The organism is Paucibacter sp. DJ2R-2 (genome assembly GCF_025717675.1).
GTDB lineage: Bacteria > Pseudomonadota > Gammaproteobacteria > Burkholderiales > Burkholderiaceae_C > Paucibacter_A.
This window is the reverse complement of record NZ_JAJIRT010000001.1, coordinates 1,009,827-1,034,789: the sequence shown is the minus strand read 5'-3', so window position 1 is coordinate 1,034,789 and position 24,963 is coordinate 1,009,827. Positions and strand designations below refer to the sequence as shown.

Below are 24,963 nucleotides of genomic sequence, written 5' to 3'. Positions count from 1 at the left end.
ACTGGATCAAAAGTCGAGTGCCTTAATCGTTCCGAGCCATTGATTGAAAGAGGGATCACCATGTCGAAATCTCAAATCCGTTCAGTGGGGCGCCTCAGCCTCATTGCCATCGCCGCCAGCATGGCCTTGGGCACGGGCCTGGTTCAGGCCCAGTCCAACGCGACCGGCCAGGTCTATGGAGTTCTGGCCCAGACCCAAGGCGCGTCTGTGCTGCTGGAGAACACAGCCACCGGCTTCAAGCGCACGATTGCTCCAGGCGCCGATGGTCGTATCGTGGCCGGCAATTTGCCTCCTGGCGTCTACAAGGCAAGTCTCTTGCAAGACGGTAAGGTGGTGAGCGTTCTTTCCAGTGTGGAAGTTCGTATTGGTCAAGGTACCGCTCTTGAGTTTGGTACCCGCATGGAGACCGTGACGGTGACCGGTTCCCGCAAGGTGATCGACACATCCTCGGCTGATGTGGGTTCGACCTTCAGTGCGCAGCAACTGGCTGCCTTGCCGGTGGCGCGCAACCTGAATGCGATCATTTTGTTGGCTCCTGGCACTACTGAAGCCGACTCCCGTTACTCGGGTGGTATCAGCATTGCCGGTGGTGGTCCCTCGGAAAATGCTTATTACATCAACGGCTTCCCTGTCACAAACCCGTTGAACCAGTTGGGTTCGGCAGAACTGCCTTTCGGCGCAATTGCTGAAGCTCAGGTTCTGAACGGCGGTTTTGGTGCTGAATATGGGCGCTCGGTGGGCGGCGTTTTGAACGTCATTACAAAATCGGGCACAAACGAATGGGAAGCGGGTGCTCAGTATCTGATTACTCCGAACAGTTTCCGTAACAAGCCGGTTGATCTCTACTACGCAAATACCGGTAAAAATCCGACCACCGACAATACTCTGCGCCTGCGTCGCTCGGATACAGACCGCACTGAGTACACCTACGGCGCTTACGTGGGTGGTCCAATCATCAAAGACAAGCTTTTCCTCTTCACTGCTGTTGAAAAGCGTGAAGTGAAATCGGACCAAGTCAACCAAATCACCGGCCAAGCTGCGTCGACGATGGCTTCGGCTGGTTGGCGCAAAGACCGTAGCTCGACGCTGCGTGCCTTGGGTAAGCTCGATTTCAATATCACTGATCAACATCGAGTCGATTTGACTTTGATTCGCGATAAGCCGGAAATCGAACGTTCGTACTACAGTTACGACTATGCAACCGGCAATGTTGGTTCGGTGAAAAACTCGGCGGAGTTTTATACTAATGTGCCCAATCAGACGGCAGTTGGTGCCGATGTCGGAATTCTGCGCTACTCGGGTGAATTGACTGAAGACTTGACGGTCACCGCGCTCTACGGCAAGAGCAAGACTGAGCATTTGAATGATTTCCTGGGCTATGACCCGGCCATCAAGGGCGTGAATTTCAGCCCCAGCACGGCTACTGCAACGCCTCCCGGTATCGCTATTCCCGTCAAGAACCCGATTACCGGCGCCAATCTGCTGGCTCCGGGATCCAAGGATACTGTCACCAGTTTCCGACTCGATCTTGAGTACCGCCTTGGTAAGCACACGATTCGCGCGGGCTTGGACAACAACAAGTTGGCGTCGGCCAATGCTGGTTCTATCTTGGCTGCTGGTTCGACTATCACCTACCTGAAGACCAGCGCAGCCAATGCGGCCAATCCCAATTTCAGGCCTTTGGGTGGCTCGAGTGACAAGATCTGGTTGGCCAATCCAGCGAACGGTCCTTTGGCAGCTCAAGGTTTTTACGGTCGTGAAACCATTTTCACCACCACGACCAGCGCCTATTCGGATCAAACGGCACAGTACATCGAAGACAAGTACCAGCCGTTCAAGGGCCTTGCTTTGACAGCAGGTCTGCGCCGTGAAACCTACCAGAACATGAATGGTGACAAGGAAGTTTTCCTTGAAATGAAGAACCAGTACAACCCGCGTTTTGCGGCTGTCTGGGATCCCCAAGGTGATTCCACCACCAAGGTTTATGGTAGCGCCGGCCGGTATTCGATTCAGATTCCTACCGCGATTGCTGTGCGCGGCGCAAGCCGCTCCACATTCACGCGTGAAATGTTCATCTACACCGGCGTCGATGCGAATGGACAGCCGACCGGCCGCGTCAACATCGCCAAGCCCTACTCGGCCAACAATGAGTATGGTCAGGCTAAAGATGCCAAAGTTGTGGCTGCCATTGACATGAAGCCCTCATTCCAGGATGAGCTGACATTGGGCTTTGAAAAGGCGCTGTTCCAGGACTACCGTGCAGGCGTGAAGTTCACACATCGCGTTTTGAAGAGCACGATCGATGACACCTGCGACGCCGCTCCATTTGACAAATGGGCTGCGGACAACAAGGTTGACACCTCTGAGTGGGATGGTTTCGGCTGTGCCAGCTTCAACCCAGGTCTGACCAATAAGTTCTTGATCGATTTCAAGAATGCAGGGCCGAATGCAGGCAAGACTTATACCGAAGTTACCTTGACTGGCGCTGATTTCAATCTGGAAAAGGCCAAGCGAACCTACACCGCCTTGGACTTCACCTTGGAGCACCCGTTCCGCAATGGCTGGTATGGCAAGGTGACCTACACCTGGGCCAAGAATAAGGGCAACACGGAAGGACAAACTTTGTCTGACGTGGCGCAGACCGACATTGCCGCGACGCAGGCATGGGACCACTATGAGTTGATGGAATACGCCAATGGCTTCTTGCCCGGTGACCGTCGTCACATGCTCCGCGCCAATGGCTATGTGCAATTGAACTCGCAGTGGGACATCGGCGGCTCCGCCTCGATTCAGTCGGGTCGCCCCGTCAATTGCTTGGGCTTGTATGGCGCCGCTGAGACCAATCCGGTCGGGTACGGCTCTGCGCACCACTATTGCGCGGGCCAACCGTCTCCCCGTGGTACTGTGGGTCGCCTGCCTTGGACCCAGCGCTTGGACCTCCGCGTGACGCACAAGCCTGAAGTGATGAAGGGTCTGGAGCTTTCTGTGGACGTGTTCAATGTGACCAACCAACAGGTCACACAGAACGTGATCGAGGTTTACAACGGCGCCGACAAGTCCGTGGTCAGCCCTGACTATGGCCGCACAATCAGCACGACGGCTCCGCGCCGTGTGCAGTTCAGCGCCGTTTACAACAAGAAGTTCTGATTCGATTCAGAGTGTAGGCAGGGCCCTCCAGGGCTCTGTTCAGGATCGAAAGCAAGGCCCGCGATCGAAAGGTGGCGGGCCTTTTTCATGGTGGTGGGCAGACTGTTCCTTCTTGCTGCCCTGCATAGAATGCCGGTCCTTCTTTGAAGACATTGCGATGACCCATCCCCACGCAGATTGCCAAGACAGTTCCGGTACCACCGATCAACTTCTTGCCAGTGAGAAATGCTTGCCGACCAACTGCTCCGTCCTCATCATCGGCGCCGGCCCGGCCGGCAGCGCATGTGCACGCGTGTTGGCTCAAGCCGGGCTGGATGTGCTGCTGGTCGACCAGCAGCCTCAGGGCAGGGACAAGATCTGCGGTGATGGCCTGATCCCGGACAGCCATGCCGCCCTGGCCCGCCTGGGCGTGTTGGAGCAGGTGATGGCGCGCGCGCAGTCGGTCCAGCATGTGGCCTGCGTCGGCCCGCGGGGCGGGCGCATCGAGGTGCCGGGCACGCTGGCGGTGCTGCCGCGCCGGGAACTGGACGAGATGCTGTGCCAGGCGGCGCAGGATGCCGGTGCGCGTTTCCTGGCCCCCGCTCGTTTTGAAGCGCCGCTGGAGGATGCGCAAGGCCGGGTCTGCGGTGCGCGGCTCAAGATCGGTGATCAGCAGCACGAGGTTCACGCCGATTGGGTGATTCTGGCCACCGGTGCCGTGCCCAAGGCGCTGACGGCCGCGGGCCTGTGCGAGCGCCACACGCCCAGTGGCGTGGCCCTGCGAGGTTATGTGCGTGCGCCCTCGATGGTGGGTCGCATCAAGGCCATGGACGTGGTCTGGCATGAATCGGTGCGTCCGGGCTACGGCTGGATCTTTCCGGCCCCCGATGGTTGCTTCAATATCGGCGTCGGTGTGACCGACAGCCATAAAGCGGTCGGAGGCAAAGGCGAGAAGAAGGAGCTCAATCTGCGCGCCATCTTTGATGCCTTCGTCGCCAACTACCCACCCGCGGCCGAGCTGATGCGAGAAGGCCAGCTGGTCGGCGAGCTCAAAGGTGCGCCGCTGCGCTGCACCTTGAACGGCGCGCGCTGGAGCCGCCCGGGCCTGCTGGTCACCGGCGAAGCCGCCGGGAGCACCTACTCCTTCACCGGCGAAGGCATAGGCAAGGCCATGGAAACCGGCATGTTGGCGGCCGATGCCTTGCTGCTGGGCCGCAGCCGCAGCTGGCAGGACGCCCAGGTGCGCGCCGCCTACGAGGAAAGCCTGCGCGCGCTCAAGCCCAAGTTCGACTTGTACGAGCGCGCCAACCGTGTCAACGCCCACCCCTGGTTGGTCGACCTGCTGATCTGGCGCGCTCGGCGCAGCCCGCGCTTGGTGCAGCGCATGAGCGGGGTCTTGAATGAAACCAGCAATCCGGGCAATCTGATCAGCCTGAAGGGCTTCAGGCGGCTGTTTTTGGAGTGAGTTTGGTGAATGGTGAATCGTGAATGGTGAATCGCAATACGCCAATTCTTCGAGCACCTCACCACTCACGACTCACGATTCACGATTCACGATTCACCCCCGCCCCATGTGTCAACTCCTCGGCATGAATGCCAACACGCCCACCGATGTGATGTTCAGCTTCACCGGTCTGGCCAATCGCGCCGATGAGCACAAGGACGGCTTCGGCATCGCCTTCTTCGAGGGCCGCGGCCTGCGGCATTTCGTCGACCACCACAGCGCCCGGGTCTCGCCCCTGGCCGAGCTGGTGCAGCGCTACCCGATCCGCAGCGACAACGTCATTGCCCACATCCGCAAGGCCACCCAGGGTCAGGTCTCGCTGGAGAACACCCATCCTTTTGTGCGCGAGCTCTGGGGTCGTTACTGGGTGTTTGCCCACAATGGCAACCTCAAGGATTTCCAGCCGCGCTTGCATGCCGCCTTCCGGCCGGTGGGCCAGACCGACAGCGAGCTGGCCTTTTGCTGGCTGATGCAGGAGCTGGCCAAAGCGCATTGCACCGTGCCCAGCATCGCCGAGCTGAGCCTGACCCTGGCCGAGCTGATGCCCCAGCTGAATGCCTACGGCACCTTCAATATGCTGCTGTCCAATGGCCAGGCGCTCTGGGCCCATGGCTCCACCCATCTGCACTACCTGCTGCGCCGCCACCCCTTCGGCCGCGTGCACCTGCAGGACGAAGACCTCAGCGTCGATTTCGCGCCAGACACCACCGCGCAGGACCGCGTGGCCATGGTGGCCACCCAGCCGCTGACGCGCGACGAGCCCTGGGTGGCCTTCCAGCCCGGGGAGCTCAAGGTCTTTGTGGGTGGCGAGCTGTTCGGCTGAGCTGGCGCGAGGCGTGGCCCGCCATTCGCCGCAGCATGCTGCCATTCGCCGCCTGCGCCCGGCCGCGCCCTTCGCGCTGACCTAGACTGCCGGCCATGCCGCACCTGCCGTCTTCCAAGGATCATCCCACCCACCTGGTGCTGGACTGGACCCAGTGGGTCTGGCCCGGCCCGCGCCGCGTCTTCAGCGAAGACGAGCTGGCGCGCGCCGGCCAACAGCCTTGGCCGGTTTCGATCGACTACTACGTGCTCAGCAATGTGCTGGTGCTGCTGGCCATCAATTACCGGGAGATGTCGCGCCATTGGGTCTTGCTGATCTGCATCGCGGCCATGGCCTTGACCCTGGGCGTGCTGGGCCTGGCGCGCATCCTCTGGCGCCACCCGAGCCGGCGCAGGCTGAACCTGATCAGCTACGGCATGGCCTTTTCCGTGGCCCTGGTGGTGGCGTTGCTTGGCCGGCCCCTACTTGCCGAGCAGGCCGCCCAGTATGGCCGCGTCGTGAAGTTCTTCGCCGTGTTCGGGCTGTCGGTCTTTCTCGTCGTCTACACCTCCTTTCTGTTCCTGACTGTCATCCGCGTGCAGCAGATCGAGGCCCGCCTGCGTGAGCTCGACGAGCAAGCTCATGCCCTCAAGCTGGCCCGCCGCCTGGCCACGGCGCAGATGCAGCCGCATTTCCTGTTCAACACCTTGGCTTCGGTCCAGCACTGGGTGGACACCCAAGACCCGCGCGCCGGTGGCACCTTGCGCGCCTTCACCCAGTACCTGCGCGCCACCCTGCCCATGTTCGAGCGCGAGAGCCTGAACCTGGCCGAGGAGCTGCAAATCGTGCGCAGCTATCTGGAGGTGATGCAGGCCCGCCTGGGCGAGCGCCTGCGATGGGAGCTGGAAATCGAACCGGGCCTGGAGGCCGTGACCGTACCGCCGGGCCTGTTGCTGACCCTGGCGGAGAACGCCATCGGGCATGGCATCGAGCCAGCCCTGCGCGGCGGCCGCGTGGTCGTGCGCGCCTGGCGCCAGGATCAGCAGGTGGTGCTGGAGGTGGAAGACGACGGCATGGGCCTGAGCAGTGCCGAGCCGGTCGAACGCCTTGGCCTGAGCAACTCGCGCGACCGCCTGCGCCAGCTGCACGGCGACCAAGCCAGCCTGCGCCTGCTGCCGCGTGCGCCGGGCGCCTTGGCCCAGGTGCAGATTCCTTGGCCTGCCGCGGGAGCGTCGGCATGAGACTGGCCGCCGTGGCCTCGCTCTGGCGCGCCACGCGGCGCCGCCTGATGCCTTGCGACAGCGCCAGCGATCGCCTGCCCGACGAGGCCAGCATGCGTCGGCTGGGCCTGCAGCCCCTGGGTGGACTGGCCCTGTGGTGGCCTCTGGGTTTCACCTCAACCTTGCTGACCTTGATGTCGATCTGGCCGGTGCAGAGCGCGTCCGCGCGCGGCCTGTTGCTGCTGATGCTGGGCTCATCGGCCGCGGGCTTTGCCTGGTTGGCGCGCTGGGTCTGGGCGCGGCCCAGCTCCGAGCGCATCGTCCGCAGCTCCCTGGGCTGCGCCATCGCCATGGTGCTGTTCGCGCTGCTGATCAAGCATGGCACCGAGGGCGGCGAAAGCGAATGGCTGCGCCTGATGTTTCTCGGTCTGGGCTTGATGGTGCTGGGTGGCATCAGCTTTCTGTCCATGTACCGCCGCCACCAGATCAGCGCCCGCCAACGCGAACTGGCCGAGCGCGAGCTGGCGCTGGCCGCCCAGGCCCAGCTGGCGCAAGCCCAGATTCAGCCCCACTTTCTTTTCAACTCGCTGGCTTCGCTGCAGCACTGGGTGCACCAGGGCGATGCCCGCGCCGCACCTTTGCTGGATGCGCTAACTGCTTATTTGCGCGCCACCCTGCCGCTGTTCAATCGCCGCCAGCTCAGCCTGGGCGAGGAGCTGGAGGCGGTGCGCCAGTACCTGGCGGTGATGCAGGCGCGGCTGGGTGCACGCCTGCAGGTGGAGATCGAGGTGCCCGAGGCGCTGCGCGCTTTCCAGCTGCCGCCAGCCCTGCTGCTGACCCTGGTCGAGAACGCCATCGAGCATGGCGTGGTGCCCAAGCTGGGCGCGGCACTGCTGCGCATCGAAGCGCGGCGCGAGGGCGATGCCGAGGCCGGAGAGGGCCAGGTCTTGCGCCTGCAAGTCATCGATGACGGCCCGGGCCTCTCCGAGCCGCTGCCACCCGCCGGCGCCGGCCGCGGAGTTGGCCTGAGCAATTCCCGCCTGCGCTTGGCGCAGACCTACGGCGAGGCTGCCCGGCTGAGCTTGCACAACGGCGAGCAGGGCGGCTGCGTGGCGGAGTTGCTGCTGCCCTGGTCCTTGGAAACGGGTGCGCCATCATGAAAAACTCGTTTGCGAAGCTGCGCGGCTTCTTCCGCGAAGTGGATTGGCGCCTGGTCTTTCTGATGGGCCCGCGTCACAGCTTCACGCCCGAGCAATGGCAGCGCCTGGACCGTCTGCCCGGTATCTCGCCCACCATCAAAGTGGCGGCCGTGGTCAATGTGTTGGCCCTCGCCTGGATCGCGTCGCTGGAGCTGCCTCAGGCCACCGCGCGCCTGGTGTTCGCCTCGGCGCTGCTGGTGGGCTTGCTGACGTTGTGGATTGGCGCCGATCTCTGGCGTCACCCGACTCAGAAGCGCCTGTACCGGGCTTATGGCTTCAGCGCCTTCCCGCTTGGCGCGGTGTTCGGCTTCATGATGGCCTCCAAGCCTCAGCAGTGGATGCAAGACCCCTGGAACCATGAGCTGCTGATCCGCGGCTGCGCCATCGGTTTTTTCTACTCGATGGCCACCTGGGCCGTGGCCATGTGGCGCAACGAGTTCATGGCCGACTGGCTGCACGACGAAGCCCTGCGCGAGCAAAAGTTGGAGCTGGCCCAGCGTCTCAGCAGCGCCCAGATCCAGCCGCACTTTCTGTTCAATTCCCTGGCTTCGCTGCAGCATTGGGTGGCCGTCAAGGACGATCGCGCCGCGCCTTTGCTGCAATCGCTAACGTCCTACTTGCGCGCCACCTTGCCCTTGTTTGATCGGCCCCTGCTGGCGGTTGGCGAAGAGGCTGAGGCCGTGCGCCGCTACCTGGAGGTGATGCAGGCCCGCCTGGGGGGGCGTCTGCGCTTTGTGCTCGACATCGCGCCTGATGCGGCCGCCGCCCAGCTGCCGCCCGGCGTGCTGCTGACCCTGGTGGAGAATGCCGTGGAGCATGGCGTGCAGCCCCAGCTCAGCGGTGGCGAGGTGCAGCTCCTGGCGCGCATGCAAGACGATGGCAGCCTCTGCGTCGAGGTGCTCGATGATGGCTCCGGCCCGAGCGAGGCCCTGCTGCAGCTGCCGCCCCTGGAACCCTTCGCCATGCTGCGCGACGCTGAGGCCAGCCTGGGCTTGCAGAACACCCGCTTGCGCCTGTTCCAGGCCTTCGGACCTGCGGCCAGTTTGAGTCTGAGCCACCGTCTGGAGGGCGGCTGCCGCGCCCAGGTCTGGGTGCAGGCCGCCAAGTCCTGAGAATCTCAAAGATACATTGCCGAGCAAGGAATGCCCATGAACACCCTCAAGCCCATCACCGCCCTGATCGCTGACGACGAAGAAGGCCCGCGCGAGCAGCTGCGCGCCGCCCTGCAGCGGCTCTGGCCCGAGCTGCAGATCGTCGCCGCCAGCGAGCATGGCGTCGATGCCTGGGATGATTTCCTGGCCCATGAGCCGCAAGTCTGCTTTCTGGACATCCGCATGCCGGGCCTGACCGGCATCGAAGTGGCCCGCCGCATGGCCGCCACCGCCAGCCCGCCGCAGGTGGTCTTCGTCACCGCCTTTGGCGACCATGCGCTGTCGGCTTTTGATGCCGGCGCGGTCGACTATGTGATGAAGCCGGTGGACGACACCCGCCTGGGCCAGGCGATTGAGCGGCTCAAGACCCGGCTGCAGAAAGAGGGTGGCAGCGGCCCTGACCTGAACGCCTTGCTCCGGCAGCTGCTGCCGGCCGTAGCGGCACCCAAGCCCAAGCCCATCCAGGCCTCGCTGGGCCGCGAGATCAAGCTGATCGCGCCCGAGGACGTGGTCTATTTCGAGAGCGACAACCGCTACACCCGGGTCGTCTTCGACGGCGGCGAGGCCTTGATCCGCACCCCGCTCAAGGAACTGCTGACCACCTTGGACACGGAACTGTTCTGGCAGGTGCACCGCAGCGTGCTGGTCAACAGCCGCCACATCGCCAGCGCCGTGCGCGTGGATGAAAACTCCATGCACATCACGCTCAAGGGCCGCGAGGAAAAGCTGCCGGTGTCGCGCCAGTTTCAGGGTTTGTTCAAGGGGCAGTGAGGCACCGGGCGAAGCGGAATGCTGTGGCAGGGTCAGCCCTGGGGGCATGGGTCGCGCGCTTTCGGCACAATGAGCCGCACCCGCACACCCACGATCAGCCATGGCCGCCTTGCCCACCCCCCGATTCGACCAGTTCTACCGCTACGACGCCCTCACCGAGCTGCTGTTCGCCTACGCCGAAGCGCGGCCCAATCTGGTCTCGGTGCGCTCCATCGGCCGCAGCCATGAAGGCCGCGACATCTGGGTGCTGGTGCTGACCAACACCGCCAGCGGCGCCGACATCGACAAGCCCGCCTTCTGGCTGGACGGCAACATCCACGCCGCCGAGCTGACCGCCTCGACCACCTGCCTGTACTACCTGCACCAGCTGCTCAGCGGTTTTGCGGTTGACCCGCAGATCACCTACCTGCTCGACAGCCGGGTCATCTATATGGTGCCGCGCCTGAATCCCGACGGCGCCGAGCTGGCCCTGGCCGACCGGCCCCGCCACATCCGCTCCAGCACCCGGCCCTATCCCTATGACGAGCACCCGGTCGACGGCCTGACGCCCGAAGACGTGGACGGCGACGGCCGCATCCTCAGCATGCGCGTGCCCGACCCGCATGGCACCTACAAAAAACACCCGACCGAGCCGCGCCTGATGGTGGCGCGCGAGCCCGGCGAGTTCGGCGGCGACTACTACCGCCTGATCCCCGAGGGTTTCATCAAGAACCACGACGGCCTGACCGTCACCGTCAACAAGGACCGCGAAGGCCTGGACCTGAACCGCAACTTCCCCAGCGAATGGCGGCAGGAGTACAAGCAGCTGGGCGCCGGCCCCTTCCCGACCAGCGAACCCGAGGTGCGGGCCATGGTGGAGTTCATCAGCAGCCACCCGAACATCGGCGCGGCCATCAGCTTCCACACCCACAGCGGCGTGATCCTGCGGCCCATGGGTTCGCAGAGCGACGAGGACATGATCCCCGAGGACCTGTGGAGCTACAAACGCTTCTCGGCTCTGGGCGAAAAGCTCAGCGGCTACCCCGCCGTCAGCATCTGGCACGACTTCAAGTACCACCCCAAGGATGTCATCACCGGCACGCAGGACTGGGTCTACGAACACCTGGGCGCCTTGTTCTGGGTGGTTGAGCTCTGGTCGCCCAACAAGGAAGCCGGCATTGAGGGCTACAAGTGGATCGACTGGTACCGCGACCACCCCGTGGAGGACGACCTCAAACTGCTCAAATGGAGCGACGAGCAATGCGGTGGCCTGGCCCATGTGGACTGGAAGCCCTTTCTGCACCCGCAGCTGGGCCAGGTCGAGATCGGCGGCTGGGACAAGATGAACTACTGGCGCAACCCGCCGCCCGCCCTGCGCGAGCGCGAGGCCGCGCGCTTCCCGGCCTGGATGAACCAGATCGCGCTCAGCCTGCCCAAGCTGGAGCTGCTGCGCACCGAAGTGCGCGCGCTCGGCCCCGACAGCTGGCGCATCCGCCTGGCAGTAGCCAACAGCGGCTATCTGCCGGCTTATGTGACCCAACGCGCCTTGGAGCGCAAAGTGGTGCGCGGCGTGATGTTCGAGATCCACCTGCCGCCCGGCGATGCCACGGTCAGCCTGGTCAGTGGCAAGGAGCGCATGGAAGGCCCGCAGCTGGAAGGCCATGCGCCCAAGAGCTCGCAGCTCGCCTTCCTGGCCAGCCGCGAGCTGACCGCCGACCGCGCCATCGGCGAGTGGGTGGTGCGCGCGCCCAAGGGCACGCGGCTGGCGCTTACCGCCAGCGCCGATCGGGCGGGCACGGTGCGCACGGAAGTCGTGCTCGACTGACATCGTTCACCGCCAAGTCGGCCGCTTGGCTGGCGGCGGCTTGGCTCAGCGCAACGGGCGCCGGCGCCAGGACAGCAAGCTCACGCCGCCCAGCAGCATCAAAGCCCATTGCGAGGGCTCGGGCACGGCCGTCACGCCGATCACGCCGTCGAGGTAGAGGCGCGACAAATCGAGCTGCGTGCCTTCGGCCAGCAGCAGGCCGCTGCTGTCGATATTGCTGAACTGGCCCTGCAAGCTGCCCCAGTCGAACAGGTCGAAGCTCTGCCCCGCCTGGCCGCTGAAGCCGGCGAAGGAGGCGAGCTTGAGCGTGCCGCCCAGGGTCAGCGTGCCGGCCACGCGGTAGTGGTCATAACTGCTTCCCAGCTCGGTGCCACCGATCTCGGCGAGATAGACGTTGGCGGCGCCAAAGCTGACATCGCCGCCGTCCTCGCCCAGGCCGGGTGAGTTGCCGACGCTGAAGCCGCCTTCGAAGTATTTGTGCCCTGTGCCGCTGAGCAAGGCGCCGCTGCGCTGCGCCACGGCGCCGAAGAACACGGCGGTGGCGCCGGCCGAAGTGCGCAGCTCGCTGTTCGCCTGCAGCTCCACGGCGTCGTAGAAGGTGGTGCTGCCCTGGCCCGACAAGATGATCTGCCCGCCCTTCTCGTTGCTCAGGTCGCCGAACACATCGCTATCGCCCGAAGTGACCAGCAGCTGGCCTGAATTGCTGAGCCCGCCGCTGACCGTCAGCCGGGCGTTGCCCAGAAGGATGCGCGCGCCGGCGGCATTGCTCCAGGCGCCGCTGGCCAGGGCGGTGGCGCCGTTCAGGTCGATCAGGCCGCCGCTGCCGTTGAGCAGGCTGCCCGCCATTTCCAGCCGGCCCTGGTTGATCTCGAACACGCCCAGATTGCGGTGGCTGGCGCCGCGCAGCTGCAGGGTTTCGCCGGGCTGCACCAGCACGCGGCCGCTGGCTTGGTTGAGCAGGTCGGCCTCCAGGCCTGCGCCTTGGCGCGGGCCACCGGCCACGCCGCGCAGCAGGCCGGCGTTGCTCAGGCTCTCGCTCATCACCAGACGCTCGGCCTGCACCGTGCCCTGGTTGATCACCAGGCGCGAGAAGCTGCCTGTGCCGGTCAGGACGCCGCGCGGGCCGATCACCACGGGGTCCGCCGCGTCGAAGGAGCCGCCGGCCATCTGCAGCGTCACCAGGCCGGCGCCGGTGCCGACTTGCAGGGACTTCAGCATCACCGCGCCGGTGGGGCCGGTGATGCGCAGGCTGTTGGCTGCATCAAGGGCCACGTCATACACATCGCCCGGGTTCAGGCCCAGTGTCCATTTGGCGGCGTCGTCCCAGCTGCCGCCGGTGCTGCTGCGCCAGTGCAGCGTGGGGGTGAACAAGAACACGCCGCTGCGCCCGTCGGCCAGGGTGGCCTGGTAAGCGAGTTGGGCTTTGTCGTTGAAGCTCACGCCGAAGGGTGCCAGTGAGCTGATGGTGGAGCCCGCGAGCGCGTCGCCCGTGCGAGCGACCTGAATGATCTCCTGGCCGTCTCCCAGGTAATGGCCGGTGCTGCCTACCCCGTCAAGGGTGGCTCTGAAGGCCACCTGGCCACCGGCATTGAGCTGGTGCGCCGACAAGGACTTGAAGGTGGCGGTGCCTGGTGCAGCGTCGCCTGTGCGGGCGATCAGCTTGTCGTCGCGCCAAATGCCGCGCTCGTTGCTCTCGGAAACGCCATCGCCTCTCAGAGTCGCCATGAATGCCACTTGGCCCGCTGCATTCAATTTCAGTGGGTCGCTGATGCCGGCAAATTCCGCGAAGCTCACTCCGGTGCCCGTGCCGGGGGCGGCGTCTCCTGTTCGAGCGATCAAGCTGCTGCCACGCCAGATGCTGTCATTGTTGAAGGAGTTCACACCTGTGCCGGTGAGTCCAGCCCGGAAGGCCACTTGGCCGGCCGCGTTAAGCCGAGTCGACGTTAGGTTGCCAAAGCTCACGCCGGCGACGGTGCCGGGGGCCGCGTTGCCTTCGCGGGCGATCAAGTCACTGTCTCGCCAGATGCTGGAATCGTTCAGCGAGCTGCCAGTGAGGTTAGCCTGGTAGGCCACCTGACCCGCCGCGTTGAAATCTGAAAGGATCGCGACGGCGAAGTTCACACCGCTGCCTGTGCCTGGTGCTGCGCTGCCTTCGCGCACGATCATGCTGTTGTCACGCCATATGCCGAAATCATTGCTCGTGTTGACGCCAGTGCCGCTGAGCTGAGCCCGGTAGGCCACTTGACCCGCCGAGTTAAGCATCCCGCCGCCCAGGAAAGCGAAGCTCACGCCGCTGCCTGTGCCGGGAGCCGCTCTGCCGGTCTGGGCGATCAGCTTGCTGCCGAGCCAGAGGCTGCTGTCGTTCTTATCCGGCGTGATGTTCGTGCCGCTGAGAAGAGCCGAGTACGTGACCTGGCCGGCTGCGTTGAGCTGCATCGAACTCAAGGTGGACAAGCTCACCCCGCTGCCCGCGCCGGGGGCTGCGCTGCCCTTACGCACGAGCAGGGTCCCGTCGCGCCAAATGCCGCCATCGTTGCTGCCGCTGACGCCAGCCCCGCTGAGCGTGGCCAAGAACGCCACCTGGCCGGCGGCGTTGAGCTGCGGCGTGCTGAGGCTGGCGAAGCTCACCCCGTTGCCCGTACCAGGCGCGGCGCTGCCGGTGAGCGCCACTGTGCTGGTGCCGGCCCAAGCACCCTGGGCGCTGGCCAGCGCGAGCGCCAAGGCAAGGGCGGTGTGTTTGAGGGTGAACGCTTTCATGGAGTCTCCAAAAGGGGTGTTCGAGTCGGGGGGGTGTTCATGTGCAGGTCTGCATCAGCTGTGAGCTCATCTGACCGCTGTCGATCAGCGTTAGCAGCAGGTAGCCGCCGCCCAGCCCGGCGCTGCCGACGGCGCTGGCGGCCAGGGCACGGGCCTGGCTGAGGCCGCTGACGCGCAGATAGCGCCACCACACCCAGCCCAGCCACAGGCTCAAGGCGAACAGGCCGGCGGTTTCCAGGCCGGCGGCGATCAGGAACATCGGCCGGGTCATGGTGTCGAGGAACAGGGCCTGGGCTTGGGCCAATTCCTCGGGCTTGGGCAGCGGGATGCTGTTGGCGGGCATCCCTGCTGGCAGTTGGCCGGTCTTGGGGTCGACCATGCACAGCAAGGCTTTGGCCCCCGGGCCCATCGGCTCGGCCACCTGGCGCAGTTGCTGCCAGTTGCGTGCCACCACCGGGTCGGCCATGCCGACATTGGTCAAGGCGCCGGCCAGGGCCAGCAGCACCAGCGTGGCGCCGCCGAAGCGCGCCACCGCGCCGAAGAAGCCGGCAAAGGCCTGCCGGTTGCCCAACAGCTTGCTGCCGCCATGTAGCAGGGCGGCGGCGCCCAGGAAGACGAACAGATTGCGCAGCACCGCCGCGCTTTGCGTCAATGCGCCCTCGGCCTGGCCTGCCGCCAGCGGCGCCATGCTGGGCACCGGAAACGCGATGCTCACGCCCGCCGCCACTGCGAAGGACAGGATGAGAAAGCTCACCCCGTCTGGCACCGGCTTGGCCTCGGGCTTGCCTTCCCCCTGGGGCGCGGTGGCCATGGTCAGGTGTTCGTTCAGCACCTGGCTGGGGTGGGTCAGGCATTGCGTGAACTTGCCCAGCCATTGCGGCAGCTGGGTCAACAAATCGTCGAGGGCTTTGGACATGGCGGGCTCCGTGCAATGCCGCGCGCGTCAGTTGGGTCGGCGCGCCGGTGTGCGCCGGCGCGAGGCCAGGGCTGCGCCTGCGGCCGCGATGGCCAGCAAGGCCAACGGGCCGGGTTCAGGCAGCTGATGCCCGTTGTCCGGCATGCCTTGCCGGATGCTGTCGACGTTGAATCTGAAGCTCGCGCGATCAAAGCCGCCCTCGGGCTTGATCGAGAACACCCCGAACTCGCCCCTCCAGCCGCTCGGGCTGAGCGTGCTGAGGTCAAGGCTCGGCGTATCGCTGGTGAACGCGTTGCCCGAAAAATCGTTGAAGAACATCATCAGCTGCAGGCTGAAGCCTCGCCCGAAGCCGCTGGCCCTCTCCAAAGCCCGGCTGGTCAGGAAGGCCGGGAAGAGCGACACCTGATCTGGGTCCAAAAAGCCGCCCGCACCATCGCGCACGTGGAGGCTGCAGATGAGGTCGGAGGGGCGGGCGCAGCCCAACTCGCTGATGGCATCGTCGAAGCCGGCAAAGCGCGCACTGGTGGCCGTGACGGCCGGGTAGATGGTGGCGCCAAGCCCATCTCGGCCCGAGGCTGCGGTTGTGGTTTCGATACTCACCGTGAGACTGATCGCCTGGCCCGCACCGAGCAGCGGCGAGAGGGCGGCGATCAGTGCCGGGTCGTCTGTGCTGGTGCCGGTGAAGTGTCCCTGCACGGTGTAGATAACGGGCGCAGCCTGAAGGCTGTAGCCTCCGAGCGTCAAGGCGGCGAAGGCAAGGCGGATCAGGTTTCGGTGCATCAGTGGGTGTGGCATGTTGCGCAGTGAAGTCAAGGTCATGGGGGTGCGGGTTGGTGTCGCGAAGGCGGGCAGCGCGCGGGCTCGTTCAAGGCGCGGCGCGACGACGGCGCTGCCATGCACCCAGCCCCAGCAGGCCCAGCGCCATCAGCGCCCAGCTGCCCGGCTCGGGCACGGCCGTTGTCACCCGCAGCGTCAGGCTGTTGGCGCCGTACTCGGTCGCGAAGTCGTAGCCGCCGGCCTGCGTCAGGTCCAGGCTGGCGAATTGGCTGTTGTTCAGGCGCTGGTTCCAGGTCATCACGGTGAAGCTGTCGCCCACATTGAAGTGCGCGCCGTCCAGCAGATTGACGGCGAGAGTGCCGGTCAGCGAGGCCGCGCCGCTGACGGTCAGCACATCAAAGCCGCCGGCCGCCGTGCTGCCCAGGTCGACCAGAAAGATGCCGCTGGTTTCCTGCGTCAGGCCGCCCACGAGGCTCAGCGTGCCCGCGTCGTTCAGGCCGCCAGCCGCCAAGATGCCGGTGTTGCTCAGGCTGGAGAACGCGTTGACCATGCGCACCGTGCCGTCGCCGGCCAGGGTGCCGGCGTTGGCAAAGTCCACGACGGCGCTGGCAACTTCCGCGCCGGCCGCCACGTTCAGCTGGCCTTGGTTGTTGAAGGTCTGGCTGATGCGCAGCGTGCCGGCGTTGACCTTGATGTTGCCGGTGTTGTTCAACACCAGGCCGTTGCCGATGTCGGTGATGAAGGCCGAGGTCTTGGTGAAGCTGCCGACGTTGTCGAAACGACTGAGCGCACCGCCGGCGAAGTTGCCCAAGCTGACGTTGCCGTTCGCCGCCTCGATCCAGCTGCCGAGGTTGAGCACGCGCGCTCCGCCCCCGGTGTTGAGGCTGCCGGTGCCCGTCTGCGTGGTGCTGCCGGCCAACTCCAGCGTATGGCCGCCGGTCAAGCCGCGGCCGTTGCTGCCCGACAGCGTGACGGCGCCCTCCATCCGCGTGCTGCCACTGCCGGCCAGGTTGGCGATGAGCCAGTCGGTGTTGCCGCTCAGCACGAGTCGGCCGGTGTTGTGGACCGTGCTGCTGTTGAGCGTTGTCAGGCCGCCTTGCACGGTGGCACTGTCCGCGACCAACACCGTGGCGCCATTCAGGGCCAAGCTGCCCGCGTTCTGAACCGTGCCCTTGAGTGCGATGCTGCCGCTGGCCAGGTCGAGCATGGCGCCACTGGCGATCTGGATTTGCCCGGCCGTGAGGCTGGCGTCGCCGCTGATGCGCAAGGTGCCGGCGTTGATGTTGATCGCGCCGGTGTTGTTCAGCACCAGGCCATTGCCGATGTTGGTGACGAAGGCCGAGTTCTTGGTGAAGGTGCCGACGTTGTCGAAGCTGCCGGCCGCGCCGCCGTTGAAGTTGCCGATGCTCACATTGCCCGGGGCCTCGTCCAACCAGGTGCCCAGATTGCGCACTCGCGCGCCTTGGCCAATGCTGAAGCCGCCCGTTCCGACCTGCCGGGTGGTGCCCGCCAGCTCCACGGTCTGCCCGCCGAGCACGCCACGGCTGCGGTCGCCGACCAGCATGACAGTGCCGTCCATGCGGGTGCTGCCGCTGCCGCGCAAGGTCGACTCATGCCAGTCGACGCTGCCGGCGATGCGCAAGGCGTTGTCGTTGTTGACGATGCTTTTCACTCGCGTCAGGCCGCTGCCCTGCACGAGCAGGTCGCTTGCGATGGCGAGCACGCCGCCGTCCAGGCTCAGCGTGCCTTCGTTCAACACGCTGCCGCCCAGCGTGGCGTCATTGCTCACCAGGCTGAGCTCAGCGCCCGCAGCGATGTCGAGATGCCCGGTGGATCTGCTGTCGGCGCCGCTGATCCGCAGCAGGCCACTTTCGACCTTGACCGTGCCGGTGTTATGCAGATTCAGGCCGTTGCCGATCTCGGTGGTGAAGGCCGAGGCCTTGATGTAGGTGCCCTGGTTGAGGAAGACACCGTTCGCACCGCCGTTGAAGTTACCGAAGTTGACGTTGGCGCTGGCCTTGTCCAACCAAGTGCCCTCGTTCACCAGGCTTGAGCCCTGGCCGATGGAGAGGCCGCGCCGGCCGGTGAAGGTGGTGGTGCCTGCCATCTCCAGCGTGTGCTTGTCGAGCAGGGTCGGCGTGCCATCAAAGTTGGGGCCCGCGATGGCCAGGTTGCCTTCCACGCGGGTGACGCCGCCGCTGCCGCGCAAGAGGGTGCCGACCCAGCTGCTGTCGCCGCTGGCCACCAAGCGGCCTTGGTTGCTCAGTTCGCCCTGCAGCAGCGCCAGGCCGCCAACACGGCCACTGCTGCTGCCGCTCAGGATCAGGTGGCTGCCGCCGTCCAGGCTCAGCGTGCCGGTGCCGGTGATCTCGCCCACCGCCTGGGTCGTGCGCAGGCGCGTGTCGGCACCGCCCAGCAGCACCGTGTCGCCCGCTTGCGGCCTGCCATCGATGCCGTCGTTCCAGTTTTGTGTCACGTCCCAGAAGCCGCCGCTGGCCGGGCCGGTCCAGTTGAAGGGCACGGCCGTGACGGTCACGTCCAGGCCGGTCGCGCCGTAGGCCGTGGCAAAGCGGTAGCCCGAAGCCTGGGAGAAGTCCAGGCTGGCGAACTCGCTGCCGGCGCTGCGCTGGCCCCAGCTCACGACGGTGAAGCTGCTGCCCCGCGCGAGGCGCTGGCCGCTGAGCACGGAGAAATTCAAGGTGCCGCCCAAGTCCGCATTGCCACTGATCGCCAGAACGTCGGCGCTGCTGCGGCCCAGCTCGACCTGCAAGCTGCCGCTGGTGGTCAGATTGCCCAGGACTTGCAGCTGGCCCACTTGGCCGACACCACCGGGGGCCAGGGTGCCGGTGTTGCTGAGGCGGTCGGCCGCGCGCACCGTGCCAGCGCCGGCCAGGGTACCGGCGTTGGTGAAGGCGCTGCTGGTGCCGTGCAGCTCCGCGCCCGCAGCGATCGTCAACAGGCCTTGGTTGTTGAAGCCCGAAAACACTTGCAGCTTGCCGGCCTGCACGTCCACTGTGCCGGTGTTCTTGAACGCGGTGCCAAAGCTGCCGATGGCCGTGGTGAAAGCGCTGGTCTTGCTGAAGCGCCCGGTGTTCTCGAAGCTGGCAGCGCCGCCGCCACCGAGGCTGGTGTTGCCCGTCGCCTGCTCCAGCCAGACGCCTTCGTTGACAAGGCGCCCGCCGGAAGTGTTGACATTGCCGGTGCCGGTTTGGGTGGTGGTGCCGGCCAGCACCAGGGTGCCGCTGGTGATCGTGTTGCTGGACGCACCAACCAGGCTCAGGGGCCCTTGCAGCCTTGTGCTGCCTGTGCCGCTGAACACGCTTCCGCCCCAGGTGGTCGGCCCGGTGACGACGAGGCTGCCGCTGTTGTTGAGACTGCCGCCGCCGACGAAATCGAAGCGTTCGAACTGGCTGCTGCCGCCCAGATTCAGCGTGCCACCGCTGATGACCGTGCTGCCCCCCAACACCAGACCATCGGCCGCGTTGACGATGCCGTTGCTGACCCGCACGGTGCCGGCATTGCTGACCGCCTTGCCCAGCGCCATCGTGCCGCCACCGAACTGCAGCGTACTGCCAGCGGCCACCTTGAACTGGCCGGGGCTGTTGCCGCCGCCCACCAGGGCCAGCGTGCCGGCATCGACCTTGACCGTGCCGGTGTTGTTGAAGGCCAGCCCGGAGCTGCCGATGGTGGTGGTGAAGGCGCTGGTTTTGCTGAAGCTGCCGGGGTTGTCGAAGTGGGTGGCCCCAGCCCCGCCCATGCTCAGCGCGCCATTCGCCTGCTCAATCCAGCTGCCTTCATTGATGATGCGAGCGCCGGCGCCGTTGGTGTTGATGCCCCCGGTGCCGGTTTGGCTGGTGGTGCCGGCCAGCACCAGGGTGCCGGCGGAGACTGTGATACGGGAGCTTTCCAGGCTCAGCGGGCCTTCCAGTCGGGTGTTGCCACTGCCAGTGAGCGTGCTGCCGCCCCAGATCGTGGGGCCGCTCACCACCAGCGTGCCATTGTTGTTGAGCGTGCCGCCGGCGAAGTTGAAGCTGTCGAACTGGCTGCTGCCGCTCAGATTGAGCTGGCCGCCGCTGATGACGGTGCTGCCGCCCAGCGCCAGGCCGTCCTGCGCGTTGACGATGCCGCCACGGACCTGGAAGGTGCCGGCGTTGTTCACAGCGCGGTTCAGGTTGTAAGTGGCGCTGCCGGCGAAGTCCAGCGTGGCGCCGCTGGCGATGTCAATCTGCCCGGTGCTGGCGCCGCCGCCGACCAGGCTCAAGGTGCCGGCATCGACGTTGACGCTACCGCTGTTGTTGAAGGTCAGGCCAAAGCTGCCGATGGTCGTGGTGGTGTTGCTGGTCTTGGTGAAGCTGCCCTGGTTGTCAAAGACGCTGGCGCCGCCGTTGCCGCTCCAACTGGTGTTGCCGCTGGCGGCCTCCACCCATGATCCTTGGTTGACGATGCGCCCACCGGAGCCAACGGACAGGCCAGTGATGGTGTTCCCCTGCACGGTGGTAGTGCCCGCCAGTTCGAGGGTGTGTCCGCTGCCCAGGAGCGACCGGTTGCCCGAGATGTTGAGCGCGCCTTCATAGCGCGTGGTGCCGGCACCGCTGAGGATGGCGCCGCTCAGGGTGCTGCCCCCAACGACGACCACGCGACCGGCGTTGTTCAAGCTGCCGCTGAGGTTCAGGCGGCCCAGGCTGGCGCTGTCGCTCAGATCGAGAGTGCCGCCTGAATTGATGGTCAGCAGACCCGTGCCCGTGACCGTGGCGGCCTGCATGGGCTGGACGGAGCGGATCACGGTGTTGGCGCTGCCCAGCAGTACCGTGTCGCCTGCCTGGGGCCGGCCATCGATGCCGTCGTTCCAGTTTTGTGTCACGTCCCAGAAGCCGCCGCTGGCCGGGCCGGTCCAGTTGAAGGGCACGGCCGTGACGGTCACGTCCAGGCCGGTCGCGCCGTAGGCCGTGGCAAAGCGGTAGCCCGAAGCCTGGGAGAAGTCCAGGCTGGCGAACTCGCTACCGGCGCTGCGCTGGCCCCAGCTCACGACGGTGAAGCTGCTGCCCCGCGCGAGGCGCTGGCCACTGAGCACGGAGAAATTCAGCGTGCCGCCCAAGTCCGCATTGCCACTGATCGCCAGAACGTCGGCGCTGCTGCGGCCCAGCTCGACCTGCAAGCTGCCGCGGGTCGCCAAGTTGCCCGCCACCTGCAACTGGCCGATTTGGCCGACCCCGCCGGGGGCCAGGATGCCGGTGTTGGAGAGGGTGTCCAAAGCGCGCACGGTGCCCGAGCCGGCCAGGGTGCCGGCATTGGCAAAGCTGGCGTGCTCGCCGTGCAGCGTGGCGCCGCTGGCGATCTGGATCAGGCCCTGGTTGTTGAAACCGTTGAACAGGTGCAGCTTGCCGGCTTGAATATGGATGGTGCCGCTGTTGTTGAACACCCCGTCGTTGCCACCCAGCACGGTGCGGGTGTTCGTGGTTTTGTTGAAGACGCCTTCGTTGTCGAAGCGACCGCCGGAGATGAAGGTGTCGGCAATGGCCTGGTCCGTCCATGTGCCCAGGTTCAGGATGCGCGAGGTGTCAAACATGCGGATCGCGCCGCGCTCCGTCTGCTGGGTTGTGCCGGCTGCGATCAGCAGATGGCCGCCAGTCATCTGCTTGAAGTTGGCGCCCAGTTGGAGCACGCCGGTGGAGCGGGTGCTGCCAGGGCCGTTCAGGCCGCCGCCCGACCAGTTCAAGGTGCCCGTGACGAGCTGTGCGGCCGATTGGTTGATGCTGCCAAAGCTGCCCAAGCTCAGGTCGACAAAACTGCTGATGCCATCCAGGCGAAGGCGCCCCTCCACCTCGGTCCTGCCGCTGAGTTGCAGGCCCTGGGCCGCGGTCACCACGCCGTCATATTCGATCTTCACGGTGCCGGCATTGCTCAGAGCCGGCCCCAGGCTGTAGTTGGACATCTGGCTGAGCACGGGTGCCCCGGGGCCAAAGACCAGGCTGGCGCCCTGAGCCACATGGAAGCTGCCGCTGCTGCTGCCATCTCCGGCAATGCGCAAGGTGCCGGCATTCACATTCACCGTGCCGGTGTTGTTGAACACCAGGCCATTGCCACCCAGGGTGGTGATGAAGGCGGAGTCTTTGTTGAAGATGCCTGAGTTTTCAAAGCTGCTGCTGCCGCCGATGCCGTCGATCAGGTTGTTGCCCGTCGCCTGCTCCGACCAAGTCCCCAAGTTCTGAACAGCGCCCCCGATCGCCACACGCCCCGTGCCCGTCTGCCGGGTGCTGCCGGCCACGACCAGATTGGACAGGTTGAGGAATTTGCTGTCGCTGCCCGAAATCCGCAACTCTCCGGTCGAACGTGTCGTGCCGGAGCCGTTCAAAAAGCCGCCGGTCAAATCCAAGTGGCCGGTCACGAGCAGGGGCGCAGACGAGCTGACAGCGCCCAAGCCATTCAGGCTCAAATTGACGAAGCTGCTGGCCGCACCGAGGCTCAGCTCGCCCGAGTTCACGGCGACGTTTCCGGCCAGCTGCAGCCCTTGCGCAGCGCCGACATTGCCGTCGATCGTCACGGCGCCGGCATTGGTGAAGGCTGGGCCCAGGGCGAAGGCGGGGCTGTTGCCAAAGGCCAAGGTGGCGCCTTCAGCCACCTGGATGCTGCCGGTGCTGCTGCCGCCGCCGAAGATGCGCAGGGTGCCGGCGTTGACGTTGACGCTGCCGCTGTTGTTGAACACCCCGTCGTTGCCACCCAGCACGGTGTGGGTGTTCGTGGTTTTGTTGAAGACGCCTTCGTTGTCGAAGCGACCGCCGGAGATGAAGGTGTCGGCAATGGCCTGGTCCGTCCATGTGCCCAGGTTCAGGATGCGCGAGGTGTCAAACATGCGGATCGCGCCGCGCTCCGTCTGCTGGGTTGTGCCGGCTGCGATCAGCAGATGGCCGCCAGTCATCTGCTTGAAGTTGGCGCCCAGTTGGAGCACGCCGGTGGAGCGGGTGCTGCCAGGGCCGTTCAGGCCGCCGCCCGACCAGTTCAAGGTGCCCGTGACGAGCTGTGCGGCCGATTGGTTGATGCTGCCAAAGCTGCCCAAGCTCAGGTCGACAAAACTGCTGATGCCATCCAGGCGAAGGCGCCCCTCCACCTCGGTCCTGCCGCTGAGTTGCAGGCCCTGGGCCGCGGTCACCACGCCGTCATATTCGATCTTCACGGTGCCGGCATTGCTCAGAGCCGGCCCCAGGCTGTAGTTGGACATCTGGCTGAGCACGGGTGCCCCGGGGCCAAAGACCAGGCTGGCGCCCTGAGCCACATGGAAGCTGCCGCTGCTGCTGCCATCTCCGGCAATGCGCAAGGTGCCGGCATTCACATTCACCGTGCCGGTGTTGTTGAACACCAGGCCATTGCCACCCAGGGTGGTGATGAAGGCGGAGTCTTTGTTGAAGATGCCTGAGTTTTCAAAGCTGCTGCTGCCGCCGATGCCGTCGATCAGGTTGTTGCCCGTCGCCTGCTCCGACCAAGTCCCCAAGTTCTCAATGCGACTACCGATCGCCACACGCCCCGTCCCCGTCTGCCGGGTGCTGCCGGCCGCGACCAGGTTGGACAGGTTGAGGAATTTGCTGTCGCTGCCCGAAATCCGCAACTCTCCGGTCGAACGTGTCGTGCCAGACCCGCTCAGGAAGCCGCCCGTCAAGTCCAAGTTGCCAGTCACGAGCAGGGGCGCAGACGAGGTGATGGCGCCGAGGCGATTCAGGCTCACATTGACGAAACTGCTGGCCGCACCGAGGCTCAGCTCGCCCGAGTTCACGGCGACGTTGCCGGCCAGTTGCAGCCCTTGCGCAGCGCGGACATTGGCCTCGATCGTCATGGCGCCGGCATTGGTGACGGCTGGGCCCAGGGCGAAGGTGCTGCCGTTGCCAAAGGCCAAGGTGGCGCCTTCGGCCACATTGAGGCTGCCGGTGCTGCTGCCACCGCCGAGGATGCGCAGGGTGCCGGCGTTCACGTCCACTCGGCCGCTGTTGTTGAACGCAACACCGTCAATGAATGTGGTCGTGAAACCGGCTGACTTGATGAAGCTGCCCTGGTTGTCGAAGTGATTGCTCGGGCCTGTGCTGGACTGCAAGGATCCGAAATCGATGTTGCCTGACGCCTGATCTGTCCAGGTGGCTTGGTTGACGATGCGGCTGCCGCCGCTGATGTCCTGGCCATGGTTGCCGCCTTGAACGGTGTTGCCCGCCAGGGTCAGCGTGTGTCCGCCAGTGAGGCTGCGCCGCTCAAATAGGCCGCTCCCCAATTGGGATGGCCCCAGCACGAGCGTGCTGCCAGCGCCTGACAAAACGCCTTCCTCCCACAGCAAGCGCCCGCTGATCCGTGTGCTGCCTTGGCTGTTGAAACTGCCCAGTTCCAGTTCCAAGCTGCCGAGCTCTGCCGGGCCGGCGAGCGTCAAGCTGGCGCTGGATTGGTTGATACGCACTCTGCCGGTACCGATCAGACTGGCTGCTGCCTGCGGCCCTTCGATGATGACGCTGCTCGACCCAAGGCGCACGTCGTCAAATGACGTGGGCAGGGCATTCCCGCTCCAGTTGGATGGGAGATTCCACCTCCCTTCGGAGCCGCCGACCCAGGTGACGGTGGCGGTGTGAGCGTGGCCGACGTACAGCAAGGGCAGCAAGGCAAGGGCGATTTGGGTCAGCCTGGGTTTCGCAGCCTTCGCGCCCTGGGCTTGCCTTGCTGGGGTCGTGGCAGCGGCTTGCCTCCGTCTTGAGAGATCTCCAGTGAGGACGCAAGGTCGAGAATGACTGACTCCGCCTACCTTCAAGTTAGGGGGGCGAGGGCCCCAAGCCTCGTGCTGCCCTCCAGCACAATCGCTCGGCGCGGCGCCCTGGTCGTGCGTGTGGCTTTGAAACTCTGGCTGAGACGGCTGGCTGCGCATCGGGGCTCCCTGGTGTGATGTCAATTTGGCGCCATGGTCGGCGGCC

At 65.4% G+C, this 24,963-nt stretch carries 12 protein-coding genes; 8 read left to right on the top strand and 4 right to left on the bottom strand.

Annotation, left to right across the window (positions count from 1 at the left end; translation table 11 throughout):
- Window positions 1–60: 60 nt before the first annotated feature.
- The 8 genes from LNV28_RS04480 (at window position 61) to LNV28_RS04445 (ending at window position 11,577) form a co-directional block, all read left to right on the top strand.
- Window positions 61–3,147 (top strand): TonB-dependent receptor, encoded by a 3,087-nt coding sequence (locus LNV28_RS04480; protein WP_263516295.1) that lies wholly within the window; start codon window positions 61–63, stop codon window positions 3,145–3,147.
- Between the two features lie 229 nt (window positions 3,148–3,376).
- The gene (locus LNV28_RS04475; RefSeq protein ID WP_263516296.1) at window positions 3,377–4,591 is read left to right on the top strand and encodes an NAD(P)/FAD-dependent oxidoreductase; all 1,215 of its coding nucleotides are present in this window, start codon (window positions 3,377–3,379) and stop codon (window positions 4,589–4,591) included.
- Window positions 4,592–4,697: 106 nt separating this feature from the next.
- A complete protein-coding gene (locus LNV28_RS04470; protein ID WP_263516297.1) occupies window positions 4,698–5,453 on the top strand; it encodes a class II glutamine amidotransferase in 756 nt (251 codons plus the stop codon).
- 95 nt (window positions 5,454–5,548) lie between these two features.
- Entirely contained in the window at window positions 5,549–6,673 is a 1,125-nt protein-coding gene (locus LNV28_RS04465) for a sensor histidine kinase (protein ID WP_263516298.1), read from the top strand.
- Window positions 6,670–7,812, top strand: a complete 1,143-nt coding sequence (locus tag LNV28_RS04460) for a sensor histidine kinase (protein WP_263516299.1) — start codon at window positions 6,670–6,672, stop codon at window positions 7,810–7,812. The genes LNV28_RS04465 and LNV28_RS04460 overlap by 4 nt, the downstream gene beginning before the upstream one ends.
- Window positions 7,809–8,963: a sensor histidine kinase gene (locus LNV28_RS04455; protein WP_263516300.1), complete on the top strand. Its 1,155-nt coding sequence runs from the start codon at window positions 7,809–7,811 to the stop codon at window positions 8,961–8,963. Before LNV28_RS04460 ends, LNV28_RS04455 begins: the two co-directional genes overlap by 4 nt.
- Window positions 8,964–8,999: 36 nt before the next feature.
- Window positions 9,000–9,773: a LytR/AlgR family response regulator transcription factor gene (locus LNV28_RS04450; protein WP_263516301.1), complete on the top strand. Its 774-nt coding sequence runs from the start codon at window positions 9,000–9,002 to the stop codon at window positions 9,771–9,773.
- Window positions 9,774–9,873: 100 nt separating this feature from the next.
- Window positions 9,874–11,577: a M14 family metallopeptidase gene (locus LNV28_RS04445; RefSeq protein WP_263516302.1), complete on the top strand. Its 1,704-nt coding sequence runs from the start codon at window positions 9,874–9,876 to the stop codon at window positions 11,575–11,577.
- 45 nt (window positions 11,578–11,622) lie between these two features.
- Here the strand turns inward: LNV28_RS04445 and LNV28_RS04440 are convergent, their stop codons facing one another.
- From LNV28_RS04440 to LNV28_RS04425, 4 genes are read right to left on the bottom strand one after another with little or no spacing between them, the layout of a single operon-like run.
- On the bottom strand, window positions 11,623–14,334 hold the full coding sequence (locus LNV28_RS04440; protein ID WP_263516303.1) for a DUF7453 family protein: 2,712 nt from the start codon (window positions 14,332–14,334) through the stop codon (window positions 11,623–11,625).
- Between the two features lie 37 nt (window positions 14,335–14,371).
- The gene (locus LNV28_RS04435; RefSeq protein ID WP_263516304.1) at window positions 14,372–15,250 is read right to left on the bottom strand and encodes a hypothetical protein; all 879 of its coding nucleotides are present in this window, start codon (window positions 15,248–15,250) and stop codon (window positions 14,372–14,374) included.
- Between the two features lie 27 nt (window positions 15,251–15,277).
- Entirely contained in the window at window positions 15,278–16,150 is an 873-nt protein-coding gene (locus tag LNV28_RS04430; protein ID WP_263568739.1) for a PEP-CTERM sorting domain-containing protein, read from the bottom strand.
- The gene (locus LNV28_RS04425; RefSeq protein WP_263516306.1) at window positions 16,116–24,656 is read right to left on the bottom strand and encodes a PEP-CTERM sorting domain-containing protein; all 8,541 of its coding nucleotides are present in this window, start codon (window positions 24,654–24,656) and stop codon (window positions 16,116–16,118) included. Before LNV28_RS04425 ends, LNV28_RS04430 begins: the two co-directional genes overlap by 35 nt.
- Window positions 24,657–24,963: the final 307 nt, after the last annotated feature.